We start from the raw sequence: 17,066 nt of genomic DNA on the forward strand, positions 1-17,066 counted from the left end.
TGGGGGCGGCTTTCTTCATTTTCAGGGGTCTTTCCCCTGCAATACATTCCCTCGCAATACAAGACACGGGCCGAGCCGTACCTCTGGAGGGCTTCCCCGGCCTTCGCAAAGAGGGCCGCGAACGGAGCTGCGGTGATCTCCCCGTAGGCTGACAGGCGTGGAATATCGTGCCGCCGAGCAAGCGATCATGGCTAGAGGCGTCGAGTGGGACTTCGATCCCACACTCGACCGGATCCGGGCTCTGATGGAGCTCCTTGGCGACCCGCAGAAGGCTTACCCGATCATCCATATAGCCGGCACGAACGGCAAGACCAGCACCGCTCGCATGACGGAGTCTCTGCTGCGTGCCCGAAACCTCAGGGTGGGCCGCTACACGAGCCCGCACCTGGCGACCATCCGGGAGCGCATCAGCGTCGACGGTGAGCCGCTGTCCGAGGAGCGCTTCACCGAGGTCTATGAAGACATCGCTCCTTACCTGGAGCTCATCGACGCCAAGGCCGGGCGTATCAGCTTCTTCGAGACGCTGACCGCCATGGCGTTCGCCGCCTTCGCAGACGCGCCGGTCGACGTCGCCGTGATCGAGACGGGTATGGGCGGCACCTGGGACGCCACCAACGTCGGCGACGGCACGGTCGCGGTCATCACCCCGATCTCGCTCGATCACACGGACCGTCTGGGTCCGGACGTTGAGACGATCTCCAAGGAGAAGGCCGGCATCATCAAGCCGGGGAGCACGACCATCCTCACGCAGCAGCCGCTTCCCGCCGCCGAGGTGCTGGTGAGGCGGGCGGCCGACGTGGGGGCCACCGTGGCCCGCGAAGGGCTGGAGTTCGGCGTGCTGCACAGGGAGCTGGGCATGGGCGGCCAACTCCTCCAGCTCAAGGGCTTGAAGGGCGTCTATGAAGACGTCTTCCTCCCCCTGTACGGCGCGCACCATGCGAGCAACGCCGTGGCGGCCCTCGCCGCGGTCGAGGCCTTGTCGGCCGGAGACGAACCGCTCGGGGACGACCTCGTCAAGCAGGCGTTCGCGGAGGTCACGAGCCCGGGTCGGCTGGAGGTCGTCCGGCGCGGCCCGACGGTGCTGATCGACGCCGCGCACAATCCCGGCGGCATGGAGGCCACCCTGGACGCCTTGTCGGAGTCGTTCCAGTTCACCCGGCTCATCGCCGTCGTGGCCTCCATGGGCGACAAGGATGTGGACGCGATTCTCGAACTGCTGGAGCCGGTGGTGGAGGAACTGGTCGTCACGAGGAACTCCTCACCCCGTTCGCTGGAACCGGAAGACCTGGCGGACAGGGCGGCGGGTGTGTTCGGCGCCGAGCGGGTGCACGTCGCCGAGCGTCTCGACGACGCCATCGACCAGGCGATCGCGCTCGCCGACCAGGGCGACGAGTTCGGCTCGGGGGTTCTGATCACGGGCTCGGTCGTGACGGCCGGCGACGCGCGCGTGCTGCTCAAGGCCGACAAGTGACGGCGCCGCAGCCGGAGGCGGGAGGGCGCCGCGTCTTCGAGGTGACTCCGGGTATGCGACGGCTGGGCGCCAGCGTGCTCGGCATGGAGGCGATCGTCGTCGCGCTCATCACTCCCGTGGCGATCGCCATCGACGGTGTCACCCCGGCGCTCGCGGTGACGGCGGGCATCGGCTTGGCCGTACTGTGCGTCGTCGTCGCGGGGATGCTGAAACGGCCGTCCGCGTACATCGCCGGCAGTGTCGTGCAGGTCCTCGCGATCGCCACCGGATTCCTCACTCCCGTCATGTTCTTTCTCGGAGTGATCTTCACGGCCTTGTGGATAACAGCCATCTTCGTCGCTCGCCGTGTCGAAGGGGCGACTAAGCGCTAAAGTCGCCCTCATGGCCGTCCCTCCCGTCCCGCAGGCTCGGACCGCCGTGATGGTCCGAGCCGTGCATGCCCCCCTGCTCCTCGACGTCGTGATCGGGTTGCTCATCGCGGTCGCGTTGCCGCTGGCGATCGTCGCGATTCCCAACACGATCTCAATCGTGGCGGCGTTGCTGCCACCCGGTGTCCAGACCGAGGACATGATGCGGGCGCACGGCCTCGCGCTCCCGGCGATGTTGCTGACCGTGCCCGTGGCGGCGCTGGCCGTCCGCAGATTCCGGGCGGCACCCGTCCTCGTGGCCGGCCTTACGCTGCTGGCCCTGGCCGACGCCTCCGGCGGGTTCGCGGACTCCGCCGACCTCGTCGCGATCTTGCGGATCGTCCACGGCATCGGCGCGGGCATGCTGATCCCCGGTACGCTCGCGGCCGCCGCGGAGCGGCCTCGCAGGAACATCCTGCTGCCGATCTGGACCGGAATGCTCGCCGCGAGCCTGCTCTGCGCGCAGGCGCTGGCACTCCTGCCGCTTGATGCGGTCGACTCGTGGCGGGTGACGCTCCAGCCGTATCCGATGCTGACCGGAATCGCGCTCGGCCTCGCCGCCGCCTATCTCGTCCTGTGGCTGCTCGCGGGAGAGCACGAGCGCGCCCAAACGGTACAAGCGGAGGATGAGGCGGTCGGCGGACAGGGACGCGCCGGGCGGTGGCCCGCTCGCGCGGAACTGGTCAGGTTGGTGAGCGCGGCGGTTCCGGCCGTGGTCATCGCCGTCCTCGGGATCGGCATGACGTTCGACTGGCCGACCTACCGGGTGCTCATCGCGGCCGCGATCGCGGTGGCGGTGATGGTCGCCCTCGTCGTCTTCGGCTCCTTCGAGGAGCCGGGCGGCCGGACCCTGGCCTTCGCCAACGTGGCCGTGGGCCTGGTCGTGCTGCCGACCGCCGCGCAGACGACCTACCTCGAGATGGGCGGAGTCGGCGGCCCAGGCCTTTCGGGCATCTGGACGCCGTTCGTGCTGGCCGCCGTCGGCGCGCTCGGCTGCGCCTATTTCGCGGCCCGAGCGCCGCAGCAGATGGCGTTCCGGCTCACCACCGCCGGCCTGGTGGCCGTCGTGGCCGGGCTGTGCGCGATCCGGCTGCTGGTTCCGCAACCGTACGGCCCGCCGCTCGTGGTGCCGTTCGTCCTGCTGGCCGCGGGCTCGGCCGTGGCGCTGGTCAGCGCCCTGCGTCTGGCGGGCCAGGGATCGACGTTGCTCGGCCTCTCCTTCTGCGCGTCGACTGTGTTCGCCGGAATCCTCGTAGGTTCGGGCATCCAGTTCCTCCAGTTGCGGCAGGTCGGGCAGATGCCCAACCCCACCCAGCAGTCCGTGGTCGGCGGATTGGTCGACGCACTGCACGCCTGGGCGCTGGCAGGCGGCTTCGTGGTCGTGGTCATCATCGTGCTCGCGTCCGTCATGGCCCGCCGTGACGCGGCCTCGCCGGCGGGCACGCGACTCATGTTCGGCCGGGGCCGGGCCGTACGGGATGAGGCCCTGGTGATCCCGGCGCCGACGCCTTCGCCGGAAGGCGAGGATGGGACGAACGGAGAGCCGCTTTCCGACCGGTAAGCTGCCGTTGCGCCGGCACAGCCGCGCGCTGAGGCCGTCGTAAGCTTCCGGCCATCACATCCCGAGCATCCACAGAGGAGACAATCCGTGTCCGAGCGCACGCTTGTGCTGATCAAGCCGGACGGTGTCCGTCGCGGCCTCATCGGCGACGTCATCGGCCGCATCGAGCGCAAGGGCCTCAAGGTCGTGGCCATGGATCTGCGCACCCTTGACGCCGAGACCGCCAAGGCTCACTACGCCGAGCACTCCGAGCGCCCGTTCTTCGGGGACCTGGTCGAATTCATCACCTCCGCGCCGCTGGTCGCGCTCGTGGTGGAGGGCCCGCGGGCGGTCGAGGCGTTCCGCGCGCTGGCCGGGCTGACCGACCCGGTGAAGTCGCCCCCCGGCACCATCCGCGGCGACCACGCTCTGGAGATCGGTGAGAACATCGTCCACGGCTCCGATTCGCCGGAGTCCGCGGCCCGTGAGATCAAGATCTTCTTTCCGGACCGTTTCTAGTCCTTGCCGCACCTGAGGCCCCGGCCTAAACCGGGGCCTCAGGTGTTTTCCCAGGTGGTGGCACATCCCTGGCTCGAGAAGCGCATATTTTCCCGGGGCCTGATAGCTCGATGTGCCCAGTCATGGGTACATCGCGTTACGATTCGAGTGCGATGCGTTATCCCGCCAACCACCTGAAGGAAGGCTTCCTTCCGCATGGGCAGCAAGCTGACATTCCTGGGCCGTGACATGGCGGTTGACCTTGGCACGGCGAACACTCTGGTCTACGTGCGAGGGCGCGGCATCGTGCTCAACGAGCCGTCCGTCGTCGCCATAAATGTCACGACAGGCAAGATCGTCGCGGTCGGTATAGAAGCGAAGCGAATGATCGGGCGAACGCCGGGCAACATCGTCGCCATCCGTCCACTGCGGGACGGGGTCATCGCCGACTTCGACGTGACCGAACGCATGCTGAGGTACTTCATCCAGCGAGTTCACAAGCGCCGGCACTTCGTCCGGCCCCGCATCATCGTCGCGGTTCCCAGCGGCATCACGGGAGTCGAGCAGCGCGCGGTGAAGGAAGCGGGATATCAAGCCGGAGCACGGCGGGTCTACATCATCGAAGAGCCCATGGCGGCCGCGATCGGCGCGGGACTGCCCGTTCATGAGCCCACCGGCAACATGGTGGTCGACATCGGCGGCGGCACCACCGAAGTGGCGATCATCTCCATGGGCGGGATCGTGACGAGCCAGTCGATCCGCGTCGCGGGCGACGAACTCGACGACGCCGTCATGAGCTTCTGCAAGAAGGAGTACTCCCTGATGCTCGGGGAGCGTACGGCGGAGGAAGTGAAGATCGCCATAGGGTCCGCATGCGCGATGGGTGAGGACTTCCACGCGGAGATCCGCGGCAGGGACCTCGTGACCGGACTGCCGAAGACAGTCGTCATCTCGGCAGAGGAGATCCGCAGGGCCATTGCGGAGCCGGTCAATGTCATCGTCGATGCGGTCAAGTCCACTCTGGACAAGTGCCCACCTGAGCTGTCCGGTGACCTCATGGACCGGGGCATCGCCCTGACGGGCGGCGGAGCCCTGCTTCGAGGCATGGTCGAGCGGCTCAGGGAGGAGACCGGCATGCCGGTCCACCTCGCCGACAACGCGCTCGACTCGGTGGCGCTCGGCTCCGGCAGATGCGTGGAGGACTTCGAGGCGCTCCAGCAGGTCCTCGTCCAGGAGCCCCGCAACTAAGGAGCCGTCATGAGAGACACCCGCCGTGCCCGTCTCGTGATCGGACTCCTGCTGGCGGCCGCGCTCGTCCTCATCACCGTGGACCACCGGGCCACCAACGGGACAATGCTGGCTCCGGTTCGCGACGTGGCGTCCACGGTGTTCGGAAAGGTCGAGGGGGCCAGCGCCACCGTGACCGCGCCGATCACCGGTTTCTTCAAGACGCTCAGCAACGCGCCGGGCGCCGAGCGGGTCATCACCGAACTCCGCAAGGAGAACGCGCAACTCAAGAACGACCTGTACGCGCAGCGTCTCAACAGAGACAGAATCGCCAAACTCGACAAGATGCTCGGGCTTGCGGGCCTCGGCCGGTACCGGATCGTCCCGGCACAGGTCGTCGCCCGCCGAGCCACACCCGGCTTCGAGGAAGCCGTCGAGATCGACATCGGAAGCGGCGACGGCGTGCGCGCGGACATGACCGTCCTCAGCGGTGACGGACTGGTCGGACGGGTCGTCCATGCGGGGCCGAGCACCTCGACCGTCGTCCTCCTGACGGATCCGGCGTTGTCGGCCGGGGCCCGGATGGAGGGAGGCAACGAGCTCGGCGTCGTGAGCGGGCTGGGTGAGGCGGGCGGCAACGACAACCTCATCAAGTTCCGGATGCTCGACTCCTCCTCGCCGGTGCAGGTGGGCCGCAGGATCGTCTCCTTCGGCTCCAAGGGGAGCACGCCGTACGTGGCGGGGGTGCCGATCGGAGTCGTCGAGCGGGTGGACACCACGCCCGGCGAGCTGACGAGGACCGCCTACGCCCGGCCGTTCGCGGACCTCTCCGCGATCGACGTCGTCGGCGTGGTGACTCAGGCGCCCAAGCGGGACCCGCGTGACTCGGTGCTGCCGCCCATGCCCAAGCCCGCCGCCCCACGCCCGGCCAAGGCGCCGGACGCCCGCGGCGACCAGAGCGCACAGCTGCGCCAGGCCGAGTCCGAGAGGTCCCGGTCGGATCAGGCGGGAACCGACCGGGCCGGGTCAGACGAGACGTCCGGTACGACGCAGTCCGACCCGACGGAGGCCGATCGGGCCGTCCCCGGCCAGGTCGAGCAGAGGCGGACCGAACCGCGGCCCCAGGCCCGCCCCGCCGCCCCGGCGGCACCCCGTGAGCTCGTCCGCGCCCACGCGTCGGAAAGCCCGAGATCGGGGCACGAGCCGAGGGAGCCCGCCGGCCACGCGGCGCCCGGACATGTAGAGCAGGCAGGAGAGCAACGGAGACAGGACAGGGGGGCCTGATCCCGATGCTTCGCAACCTCGCGGCCGCGGCGCTCATTCTCGCCGCGCTGGTGTTGCAGGTCAGCCTGGTGAACCGGCTGTCGCCGAGACTCGGGCCTGACCTGGTGTTGCTCGTGGTCTTGATCCTGGCCGCCCGACGGGGGGCCGTGCCGGGTGCGGTGATCGGCTTCTGCGGAGGCCTCGCCTACGACCTGATGCCGCCCTCGGCCCACGCGCTCGGGCAGTACGCGCTGGTGATGTGCGCCCTGGGCTGGCTCGCGGGCCGGGCGGGCGGGCAGATGACGTTGCCCATCGTGATGTTCTGCGCGGCCATCGCCCCAGGCCTGGCCGCCGGGATCGGCGCCCTCCTCGGCGACCCGGGGGTCAACTGGACCGTCCTGAAGACGGCATGGCCCAAGGCGGCGGTGTGCAATCTGCTGTTCGCCCCCCTGGTGCTGTGGGTCGTGAACAAGCTCGAGCGGAGGCGGCGCGGCAGGCGGTCGGAGTTCGTGACGGGCTGGAGACGGGGGACGGCATGAAGCGGTTGCGGGGGCGGCTCATCGTTTTGCAGGTGCTTGTCGTGGCGCTGCTCGCCGTGCTCGTCGTGCGGCTCTGGCAGGTCCAGATGGTGCAAGGGAACCGGTTCGTCGCGGTCGCGACCGAGACCCGCACCAGGGAGGTCCGGGTGCCGGCGCTGCGCGGGACGATTCTCGACTCGTCCGGGCGCCCGCTGGTCATCAATCGGCCCAGTCTGGTCGTGTCGATCGACCCGGCCCGGTTCGAACGTATGCCGGACGGCGGCGACGCGGTGCTCAAACGGCTCGCCTCCATCCTGGGCGTGCAGTTCAACGCGCTGAAGCAGCGGATCCGCCCCTGCGGCCCGGGCATCTCCCGGCCCTGCTGGCCGGGCTCGCCGTACACGCCGACTCCGGTCGCCGAGCACGTCAGCGGACGTGTGGCGCTGCAGATTCTGGAGCGGCAGGAAGACTTCCCCGGCGTGACCGCCGAGGTGCAGTCCGTGCGCACCTATCCCAACGGCAAGGACGGGGCGCAGATGCTCGGGTACCTCCAGCCGGTCACGAAGGAGGAACTGGAGAAGCGCGAAGGACTCAAGGCGGCCTATTCGGGCGTTGACCTGACCGGGCGGGACGGCCTGGAGGCCGAATACGACGCCGCATTGCGCGGGCAGGCGGGCGAGCGCAAGGTGCAGGTCGACCGCATGGGTAAGACCATCGCCGTCCAGCAGCAGTCGGCGGCGAAACCGGGCGACATCCTGATCACCAGCATCGACGCCAAGGTCCAGGGGATCGTCGAGAAGGCGATCACCGACGCCATGCGGGACAACCCCCAAGCCGACAGCGCCGCGGGCGTGGTGCTCGACGTCAAGACCGGCCGGGTCATCGCGATGGCCAGCAGGCCCACCTACGACCCCGCCGTCTGGACGGGCGGCATCGCCGAGAAGGACTACCAGCATCTGCTGTCCGACAAGTCCGGCAAGCCGCTGGTGTCGCGGGTGATCAAGGGCACGTACGCGCCCGGATCGACCTTCAAGATCAGCTCGGTCGCGGCGATGGTCGCCGACGGCCAGCCGCTCCACGGCACCTACGAGTGCCCGAGCGCCTACAACGTCGAAGGCCGGGCCTTCCCGAACGCCGGAGGCATGAGCCTGGGATCCATCTCCCTGCACACGGCGCTGGTCAAGTCGTGCGACACGGTCTTCTACCGCGCCGGCTACGAGGAATGGCTGCGTGACGGCGGCAAGAAGGCCAAGTCCAAGGTCAAGGAGCCGATGGCCAACATGGCCCGCTCCTTCGGGTTCGGCCGGCCCACGGGCATCGACCTTCCGGGCGAGTCCGCCGGACTGATTCCCAACCGCGCGTGGAAGCGCGACCTGTGGACCGCCACCAAGGACCAGATGTGCCGGCGGGCCAAGACCGGCTACCCCGAGATTGAGGACCAGGCCCGCGCGGCGTTCTCCAAGCGGCTAGCCAACGAGAACTGCCTCGAGGGCTTCATGCTCCACGCCTACGAGGCGGCCAACTTCTCCATCGGCCAGGGCGACGTGCAAGTCAGCCCGCTCCAGCTCGCCCGGGCGTACGCCGCGCTGGTCGGCGACGGCAAGCTGCGCAGCCCCCGGGTGGGCTGGGCGCTCGTCCGGCCTGACGGCACGCTCGTCAAGGAGATCCCGGTGCCGGTGACGGGCAAACTGCCGATCAACACCGAAACCCGCGACTACATCCGCAAGGCGCTCAGCGAGGTGACCTCCGACGGCACCGCGGCGGGGGCGTTCGCCGGGTTCCCGATGGGCGTGGTGAAGATCGGCGGCAAGACCGGAACGGCTGAGGTCTTCGGCAAGGCCGACACCTCGTGGTTCGCGTCGTTCGCGCCCGCCGACAATCCGCGTTTCGTGGCCGTCGTCATGGTCTCCCAGGGTGGCTTCGGCGCCTCGGCCGCGGCTCCCGCCGTACGGCAGATCTGGGAGGGCATCTTCGGGCTCGGCAAGGATGACAACGGCAAGGCGATGAAGGCTGCACTTCCGGACGGGCGCCCCGTCTCCCGGCTGCCGGTGATCAAGGCGGACGGGACGGTCGCCCAGTGAGGCGGCGCCATGCCTGAGGCGGTCAGGATCGGGAGACGCTCCCTCGTCAAGCGTGCGGTCGGCCAAGGGTCGCCGATCTGGCGGATGGACGGGCTGCTCTTCGGGGCCATGATCGCGCTCAGCGTCATCGGAACCCTGCTGGTGTGGTCCGCCACCCGCACGTGGATCTCCAACGAGCCGACCAGCCTGGCCAAGAAGCACGTGCTCAACCTCTGCGTCGGACTCGTGCTCTACGCCGTGGTGGCCATGTCGAACTACCGCTGGCTGCGGACCTACGCTCCTCTGGTGTACGGCGTGGCGTTGCTGGGGCTGCTGCTCGTCATCACGCCCCTCGGTTCGACGATCAACGGCCACCATTCGTGGATCATGCTCGGCGGAGGCTTCGCTGTACAGCCCGCCGAGCTGGCCAAACCGGCCCTGATCGTGATCATGGCGCGTCTGCTCGCCCGGCCGGGGGACAAGAAGAAGGACCGGCCGCGTGCGGTCGACGTGGCGTTGTGCGCCGCCGCCGCCGGCGCCGCCGCCGCGCTGGTCATGCTGCAGCCCGACCTCGGCACCACGATGGTTATCCTGGTGATCACCGGTGGGGTCATCGTGCTCGCCGGTCTGCGCAAGCGCTGGATCGTCCTGGGGGTGCTCGTGGCGGCGGCCGGCGCGATGGCGGTGTGGTCGCTGGGCCTGATGAAGCCGTATCAGGTCGCCCGGTTCACGGCGCTGATCAACCCGGCGAGTGACCCCCGCGGCGTCGGATACAACAGCACGCAGTCGCTCGTCGCGATCGGATCGGGCGAGCTGTTCGGCAAGGGGTTGTTCCGCGGCGGGCAGACCACCGGCAGGTTCGTGCCGGAGCAGCATACGGACTTCATCTTCACGGTGGCGGGCGAGGAGTTCGGATTCGTCGGCACAGTGACGGTCGTGCTGCTGCTCGGGGTGATCCTCCTGCGTGGCGTCAAGATCGCGAGGTCGTGCGAGGACCGCTTCGCCGCGCTGGTCGCGGGCGGCATCGTCACCTGGATGGGCTTCCAGGCGATGGTGAACGTCGGCATGACCATCGGGATCATGCCGATCACCGGTGTTCCTCTGCCGTTCGTGTCGTACGGAGGAACAGCCACATTCGCCAACATGGTCTCGATCGGCATCCTGCAAGCCATCCATATACGGGACAGATCGTTCTCGTCCTGATCGGCTGGGGGACGGAGCAGGACCTGGCAGGCCTTCCGGAGCCGATACGCTGGGACCCATGCCTGTCGAGTCATTGTTCTCCCGCCTGGAACCGCTCCTGCCCAAGGTGCAGAAGCCGATCCAGTACGTCGGGGGTGAGCTCAACTCGACGGTCAAGGACTGGGACGAGGCGACCGTGCGCTGGGCGCTGATGTACCCGGACGCCTACGAGGTCGGCCTGCCCAACCAGGGCGTGCAGATCCTCTACGAGATCCTCAACGAGCTGCCCGAGACGATGGCCGAGCGGACCTACGCGGTCTGGCCCGACCTCGAGGCGCTGATGCGGTCCGAGGGCGTCCCGCAGTTCACCGTCGACGCCCACCGGCCGGTGCGCGCCTTCGACGTCCTCGGGGTGTCGTTCTCCACCGAACTCGGCTACACCAACCTGCTGACCGCGCTCGACCTGGCGGGAATCCCGCTTGAGGCGGTCGACCGCACCGACGAGGACCCGATCGTGCTCGCGGGCGGCCACGCCGCGTTCAACCCCGAGCCGATCGCCGCCTTCCTCGACGCCGCCGTGCTCGGCGACGGCGAGCAGATCGCCATCGCGATCTCCGAGGTCGTGCGCGAGTGGAAGGCGGAGGGGCGTCCCGGGGGCCGCGACGAGCTGCTCATGCGCCTCGCCTCCACCGGAGGCGTCTACGTTCCCAAGTTCTACGACGTCGAGTATCACCCCGACGGGCGGATCAAGCGCGTCGTGCCCAACCGTTCAGGTGTGCCGTCCCGTGTCTTCAAGCACACGGTGATGGACCTGGACGAGTGGCCCTATCCGAAGAAGCCGCTGGTCCCGCTCGCGGAGACCGTGCACGAGCGGTTCAGTGTGGAGATCTTCCGCGGGTGCACCCGCGGGTGCCGTTTCTGCCAGGCCGGGATGATCACCCGTCCGGTGCGGGAGCGCTCGATCACCACGATCGGCGACATGGTCGACGCCGGTCTCAAGGAGTCCGGCTTCAGCGAGGTCGGCCTGCTGTCGTTGTCGAGCGCCGACCATTCCGAGATCGGGGAGATCGCCAAGGGCCTCGCCGACCGGTACGAAGGCACCCAGACCGGTCTTTCCCTTCCCTCCACCCGGGTGGACGCGTTCAACATCGACCTGGCGAACGAGTTCTCCCGTAACGGGCGGCGCTCCGGGCTCACCTTCGCCCCGGAGGGCGGCTCCGAGCGCATGCGCAAGGTGATCAACAAAATGGTCACCGAGGAAGACCTGATCCGCACCGTCACCACGGCGTACAGCCAGGGGTGGCGGCAGGTGAAGCTCTACTTCATGTGCGGGTTGCCCACCGAGGAGGACATCGACGTCCTCGCCATCGCCGACCTGGCCAAGAAGGTCATCAAGGCCGGTCGTGAGGCGACGGGTTCCCGTGACATCCGCTGCACGGTCTCCATCGGCGGGTTCGTGCCCAAGCCGCACACGCCGTTCCAGTGGGCCGCCCAGTGCGACCATGAGACGGTCGACCGCCGCCTGCGCGAACTGCGCGACGCCCTGCGGGGCGACAAGGAGTACGGCAGGGCTATCGGCTACCGGTACCACGACGGCAAGCCGTCGATCGTGGAGGGGCTGCTATCCCGCGGCGACCGCCGGGTGGCCTCGGTCATCCGGGCGGTCTGGGAGGACGGCGGCAGGTTCGACGGCTGGAGCGAGCACTTCTCCTACGAGCGTTGGATGACCGCCGCCGAGCGGGCACTGTCCGGTGAGCTCGTGGACGTGGAGTGGTACACCACGCGGGAACGCGAGGAGCACGAGGTGCTCCCCTGGGATCACCTCGACGCCGGTCTCGATCGCGAGTGGCTCTGGCAGGACTGGCAGGACGCGGTCAACGACGTCGAGGTCGAGGACTGCCGGTGGACGCCGTGCTACGACTGCGGCGGCTGCCCCACCATGGGCACCGAGATCCAGATCGGTCCCACGGGGAAGAAGCTCCTGCCGCTTACCGTGGTCTGACGGGGTGTCGGCGACCATTGTCATGCCGGGCCGTTCCACGGCCCGGCACGACCTATCCTGAGAAGACCATGGACCGATACGTGAAAGGACGACGGAACTCTGAAACCTGTTCCTGAGGGGCCGACGCCCCCGCCGGTGGTGCAGCGCCTGCGTGTGCGCTATGCCAAGCGGGGGAGGCTGCGCTTCACCAGTCACCGTGACATCTCCCGCGCCGTCGAACGTGCCGTACGGCGGGCTGAGATCCCGGTGGCGTTCAGCGCGGGGTTCAGCCCCCATCCGAAGATCTCCTATGCGGGTGCCGCCCCGACCGGGGTGGCGAGCGAGGCCGAGTATCTCGAAATCGGGGTGAGCCGGCCCTGTGACCCTGACCAGGTCCGCGCCGACCTCGATGCCTCGCTGCCGCCCGGGCTGGACGTGCTCGACATCGTCGAGGCGCGCTCCGGGAGCCTGGCGGACAAGCTGGAGTGTTCGGTGTGGGAACTGCGGCTGCCGGGGGCCGATCCGGTCGCGGCGGAGCAGGCTGTGAAGGAGTTCGAGGCGGCCGACCGCGTGGAGGTCGAGCGGCTGACGAAGAAGGGAATGCGGCAGTTCGACGCCCGCCAGGCGGTGCGTTCTGTAGCTGTCTCGGTACGGGCGGATACAACGGCAGGTCAGGAGCCGGGCCAGCCGTGTGTCATACTTCGTATGGTTGTTCGGCACGAAACACCTGCCGTCCGGCCCGATGACGTACTCATGGGTCTGCGTCTCGTGGCTGGCTTCGCGCCGCCGTCATCTCCCGAGGTGACCAGGCTGGCGCAGGGGCCGCTCGACGCAACGACCGGTGAGCCCGCCGATCCGTTCGACGCCGAACGGTCCGGCGGGGACCTATAAGACTTGCCGCCGCGGCCCCGAGAGGTGGCCCGGCGGACGTGAGAGACAAGAGCCTCCGCGCGGCGCGGCGACGTGCCCGGAGGCTGACGGGAGAGCGCCCGCATGCTCGAGAACGACCCCCTCGATGGGGCAGTACGCCTTGATGGCGATACGACCGAACGAACGGAGCGTGGCTCCGGCCTGAGCGACGACACGTCGCCCGAGGCTGGCGATGCCGCGCCCACGCATCAGACGTCCACGCGACCGGCCGATCAGGTGGCGAACCATGTGCCATCGGGAACGATGGTGACCGACGTGACCAGTGGTTCCGGTGTTGTCACCTCGCCGCGACGGCGCTCGGCGAGCCGTCCTGCGGGACCGCCGCCGGAGCCCGAAGAGCCCGCACCTGCCGTAACGGTGCCGGCTCCCGCGCCCGAGCCGTCCGCGTCATTCCAGACGCCTGAGACATCCCAGGACAAGCCCGCCGAGACCGTGACCGAGGCGGTGACGGACGTTCCGGCCGTGGCGGACAAGCCCAAGCGGGCGATTCGCCGCCGCACCTCGGCCAAGGCCGCGGGCGCGGAGGCGGAAAGCACTGGGGCGTCCGAAAGCACTGGGGCGTCCGAAAGCACCGGGGCGTCCGAAAGCGCTGCTGAGGCGCCGGTCGCGGCCGAGCCTGCTGCCGCGCCCGCGGACAAGCCGGTGCGCCGCACCCGCACGCGCAAGCGGGCCGCCGAGACCGCCGATGCCGCCGAGACTCCCTCGGCGACCTCCTCGGAGACCTCTTCATTGCCCTCCTCAGGGGCCGCCGAGCCGGCCGCGGAGGAGGCGCCCACCAGCAGGCGGCGCCGTACGCGCAAGAAGGACGAGGCCGCCGCTGAGCGGCCGAGCGCGATCAGCGCCGCGGAGGCCGAAGTCGCCGCCGCGCTGCGGCTGGGCAGGCAGGCAGAAGGCCCGTCGGGAGGCGACCTCCTGGACGAGGACCTCCTCGATGTCGAGCCGCTCGACGCCGAGCCGTCCGACTCCGGCGACGAGACGGCCGACACGGCTGAATCCGCCGCACAGGCGAGGGTCGTGGCCGACCCGTTCGGCCTGTCCGGCACGCCCGCCCCAGCGGTGCCGTCGATCACTTTCCAGGCGCCAGCCGCGGTGTTCCAGCCGCTTTTCCAGGCCCCCGATCCTTCAGCGGCCACCCATGTCCGCCCGCAGCCTGCCGTACCGGCCGTTTGGGCGGAGGAGCAGAACGAGCCGCAGGACGCCGACGAGACGCAGGAGGCGGCGGAGGCCGACGCCGACGCCGATGAGGACGGCGACGACGACGGAACCTCGCGCAGGCGGCGGCGCCGCCGCGGAGGCCGTGGCCGTGGCGTGCGGCCCAGGGACGCCGAGGACGGCGAGGAGTCTGACGAGGAGACCCCCGCCGCGGCCGCCGAGACCGAGGACGAGGACGAGCAGGCCGCCGAGGACGCCGACGGCGAACAGGGCGGTTCGCGCCGGCGTCGCCGGCGTCGCCGGCGTGGCACGGAAGAGGCCGAGGCCACGGTCGACGACCCGCCGAACACTGTGGTGCGGATCCGCGCGCCGCGAGCCACCCGCACGGCTTCCACGTCGGTGGACGAGGTTCAGGGGGTGCGCGGCTCGACCCGGCTGGAGGCCAAGAAGCAGCGTCGCCGTGAAGGCCGCGAGCTCGGCCGTCGACGCCCGCCGATCATCACCGAGTCAGAGTTCCTGGCGCGGCGTGAGTCGGTCGAGCGCGTCATGGTCGTACGCCGCAGGCACGGCAGGACCCAGATCGCGGTGCTCGAGGACGGCGTGCTGGTTGAGCACTACGTCGACCGTGAGTCGAGCCAGTCGTACGTCGGCAACGTGTACCTGGGCAAGGTGCAGAACGTGCTGCCCTCGATGGAGGCGGCGTTCGTCGACATCGGCAAGGGCCGCAACGCGGTGCTGTACGCCGGCGAGGTGAACTTCGACACAGCCGGGCTGGAGGGCCAGCCCAAGCGGATCGAGGCGGCGCTGAAGTCCGGCCAGTCGGTGCTGGTGCAGGTCACCAAGGACCCCATGGGCCACAAGGGCGCCCGGCTGACCTCGCAGATCAGCCTGCCCGGGCGTTACCTGGTCTACGTGCCCGACGGCTCGATGACCGGCATCTCCCGGAAGCTGCCGGACAAGGAGCGCACGCGGCTCAAGCAGATCCTCCGCAAGGTGATGCCGGAGAACGCCGGCGTGATCGTGCGGACCGCGGCCGAGGGCGCCTCGGAGGAGGAGCTCAGCCGGGACGTCGCGCGGTTGTCGGCCCAGTGGGAGAACATCCAGCGCAAGGCCAAGTCGGCCAGCCCGCCCGAGTTGCTCTCCGGCGAGCCCGACCTGACGGTGCGAGTGGTCCGCGACGTGTTCAACGAGGACTTCTCCTCGCTGGTCGTCGAGGGCGACGAGGTGTGGCAGACCGTGGACGAGTACGTCCGCTACGTCGCGCCGCACCTGGTGGAGCGCCTGTCCAAGTGGCAGGAGCAGGGCGACATCTTCTCCGCCTACCGCGTGGACGAGCAGATCGCCAAGGCGCTCGAGCGCAAGGTGTGGCTGCCTTCCGGCGGCTCCCTGGTGATCGACCGCACCGAGGCGATGACCGTCGTCGACGTCAACACCGGCAAGTTCACCGGGCAGGGCGGAAACCTCGAGGAGACTGTCACCCGCAACAACCTGGAGGCGGCCGAGGAGATCGTCCGCCAGCTCCGGCTGCGGGACATCGGTGGGATCATCGTCATCGACTTCATCGACATGGTGCTGGAAGGCAACCGTGACCTGGTGCTCCGGCGGCTGCTGGAGTGCCTGGCCAGGGACCGCACCAAGCACCAGGTGGCCGAGGTCACCTCGCTGGGCCTGGTCCAGATGACCCGCAAGCGGGTCGGGCAGGGCCTGCTCGAGGCGTTCTCCACACCTTGCGACTGCTGCAACGGACGCGGCCTGATCCTCTCGACCGACCCGGTCGAGGCCAAGCCGGAGCCGCGGGGCACGCAGGGCAAGATGGCCATTGAGAAGGCCGTGGCCGAAAAGCTCTCGGCAGGTGAGGGCGCGGTCGTCGCGGCGGCCGGCAGCGGACGGGACAGCGTCACCGACGCGGTGACCGCCGATGCCGACGACGCCTCGCCCACGCATTCGCGGGGACGGAGACGTTCCCGCAGGAAGCAAGCCGAATAAGCCGCTCGTCGGCGAGTTCGCCTCTCCGGTGTTCCGCCCGGTTCGACCTGGGTGCCGCCAATCCGGTACCCTAGTCATCCGGTGCGCCCGCTGGCGCGCCTGGCTTTGCGCGCCCGCTCGGATCGCCGGTCGTGTCACGACAGCAGCTGGATGCGGGGCGCGCATCTACGCATTTAGCCAGAAGAAGGGTTCCGCGGTGTACGCGATCGTTCGTTGCGGCGGCAGGCAGCAGAAGGTCTCCGTCGGGGACGTCCTCGAGGTGGACAAGGTCGCCGGCGAGGTGGGTTCCTCGGTGGCGCTGCCGGCGCTCCTCGTCGTCAACGACGGCGATGTCACCACCGATGCCGCCGCGCTTGGCAAGTTCCAGGTGACCGCCGAGATCCTCGGCGAGACCAAGGGCCCCAAGATTCGCATCTTGAAGTACAAGAACAAGACCGGCTACAAGAAGCGCCAGGGTCACCGCCAGCGGTACACCCAGGTCAAGGTCACGGGCATCAACCCCGGTCAGTAATTTTCCGGGGGGACGACCCCCGCCTACCCCCGAAAGGGAGTGAATCATGGCACACAAGAAGGGCGCCTCGTCCACCCGGAACGGCCGTGACTCGAACGCCCAGCGGCTCGGAGTCAAGCGCTTCGGTGGTCAGCTCGTCAACGCCGGTGAGATCATCCTCCGCCAGCGTGGCACCCACTTCCACCCCGGCGACAACGTCGGCCGTGGCGGCGATGACACGCTGTTCGCGCTGACCGCCGGTCACGTGCAGTTCGGCACCAAGCGCGGCCGTCGCGCGGTGAGCATCATCCCGATCGCGGAGTAGATCCGCTCGGGAGAAACGTTGCAGATGGGGCGGATC

At 69.1% G+C, this 17,066-nt stretch carries 14 protein-coding genes; all 14 read left to right on the forward strand.

Annotation, left to right across the window (positions count from 1 at the left end; all coding sequences use genetic code 11):
* Positions 1–187: 187 nt before the first annotated feature.
* Entirely contained in the window at positions 188–1,471 is a 1,284-nt protein-coding gene (locus tag Pth03_RS15295) for a bifunctional folylpolyglutamate synthase/dihydrofolate synthase (RefSeq protein ID WP_203945106.1), read from the forward strand.
* Positions 1,468–1,842, forward strand: coding sequence for a DUF4233 domain-containing protein (locus Pth03_RS15300; protein ID WP_239119061.1), 375 nt, complete (start codon positions 1,468–1,470; stop codon positions 1,840–1,842). Before Pth03_RS15295 ends, Pth03_RS15300 begins: the two co-directional genes overlap by 4 nt.
* 10 nt (positions 1,843–1,852) lie before the next feature.
* Positions 1,853–3,439, forward strand: coding sequence for an MFS transporter (locus Pth03_RS15305; RefSeq protein WP_203944931.1), 1,587 nt, complete (start codon positions 1,853–1,855; stop codon positions 3,437–3,439).
* 87 nt (positions 3,440–3,526) lie between these two features.
* Complete coding sequence (gene ndk / locus Pth03_RS15310) at positions 3,527–3,937, forward strand: nucleoside-diphosphate kinase (protein WP_203944932.1); 411 nt, start codon at positions 3,527–3,529, stop codon at positions 3,935–3,937.
* A 195-nt stretch (positions 3,938–4,132) separates the two neighbouring features.
* Positions 4,133–5,164, forward strand: a complete 1,032-nt coding sequence (locus Pth03_RS15315; RefSeq protein WP_203944933.1) for a rod shape-determining protein — start codon at positions 4,133–4,135, stop codon at positions 5,162–5,164.
* Between the two features lie 9 nt (positions 5,165–5,173).
* Positions 5,174–6,427 (forward strand): rod shape-determining protein MreC, encoded by a 1,254-nt coding sequence (gene mreC, locus Pth03_RS15320; RefSeq protein ID WP_203944934.1) that lies wholly within the window; start codon positions 5,174–5,176, stop codon positions 6,425–6,427.
* A gap of 5 nt (positions 6,428–6,432) precedes the next feature.
* A complete protein-coding gene (gene mreD, locus Pth03_RS15325) occupies positions 6,433–6,945 on the forward strand; it encodes a rod shape-determining protein MreD (RefSeq protein WP_203944935.1) in 513 nt (170 codons plus the stop codon).
* Complete coding sequence (gene mrdA / locus Pth03_RS15330; protein WP_203944936.1) at positions 6,942–9,005, forward strand: penicillin-binding protein 2; 2,064 nt, start codon at positions 6,942–6,944, stop codon at positions 9,003–9,005. The genes mreD and mrdA overlap by 4 nt, the downstream gene beginning before the upstream one ends.
* Positions 9,006–9,014: 9 nt before the next feature.
* Complete coding sequence (gene rodA / locus Pth03_RS15335) at positions 9,015–10,187, forward strand: rod shape-determining protein RodA (RefSeq protein ID WP_203944937.1); 1,173 nt, start codon at positions 9,015–9,017, stop codon at positions 10,185–10,187.
* Positions 10,188–10,245: 58 nt separating this feature from the next.
* Positions 10,246–12,168 carry a TIGR03960 family B12-binding radical SAM protein gene (locus Pth03_RS15340; RefSeq protein ID WP_203944938.1) on the forward strand — a complete coding sequence of 641 codons (1,923 nt, stop codon included), beginning with the start codon at positions 10,246–10,248 and terminating at the stop codon, positions 12,166–12,168.
* Between the two features lie 135 nt (positions 12,169–12,303).
* Positions 12,304–13,038 (forward strand): TIGR03936 family radical SAM-associated protein, encoded by a 735-nt coding sequence (locus Pth03_RS15345; protein WP_239119062.1) that lies wholly within the window; start codon positions 12,304–12,306, stop codon positions 13,036–13,038.
* A gap of 294 nt (positions 13,039–13,332) precedes the next feature.
* Complete coding sequence (locus Pth03_RS15350; protein WP_373318541.1) at positions 13,333–16,215, forward strand: Rne/Rng family ribonuclease; 2,883 nt, start codon at positions 13,333–13,335, stop codon at positions 16,213–16,215.
* A 196-nt stretch (positions 16,216–16,411) separates the two neighbouring features.
* The gene (gene rplU, locus Pth03_RS15355; protein ID WP_203944939.1) at positions 16,412–16,726 is read left to right on the forward strand and encodes a 50S ribosomal protein L21; all 315 of its coding nucleotides are present in this window, start codon (positions 16,412–16,414) and stop codon (positions 16,724–16,726) included.
* 46 nt (positions 16,727–16,772) lie between these two features.
* Complete coding sequence (rpmA, locus tag Pth03_RS15360; protein WP_203944940.1) at positions 16,773–17,030, forward strand: 50S ribosomal protein L27; 258 nt, start codon at positions 16,773–16,775, stop codon at positions 17,028–17,030.
* Positions 17,031–17,066: the final 36 nt, after the last annotated feature.

This window comes from Planotetraspora thailandica, assembly GCF_016863335.1.
GTDB classification, from domain to species: Bacteria; Actinomycetota; Actinomycetes; order Streptosporangiales; family Streptosporangiaceae; genus Planotetraspora; species Planotetraspora thailandica.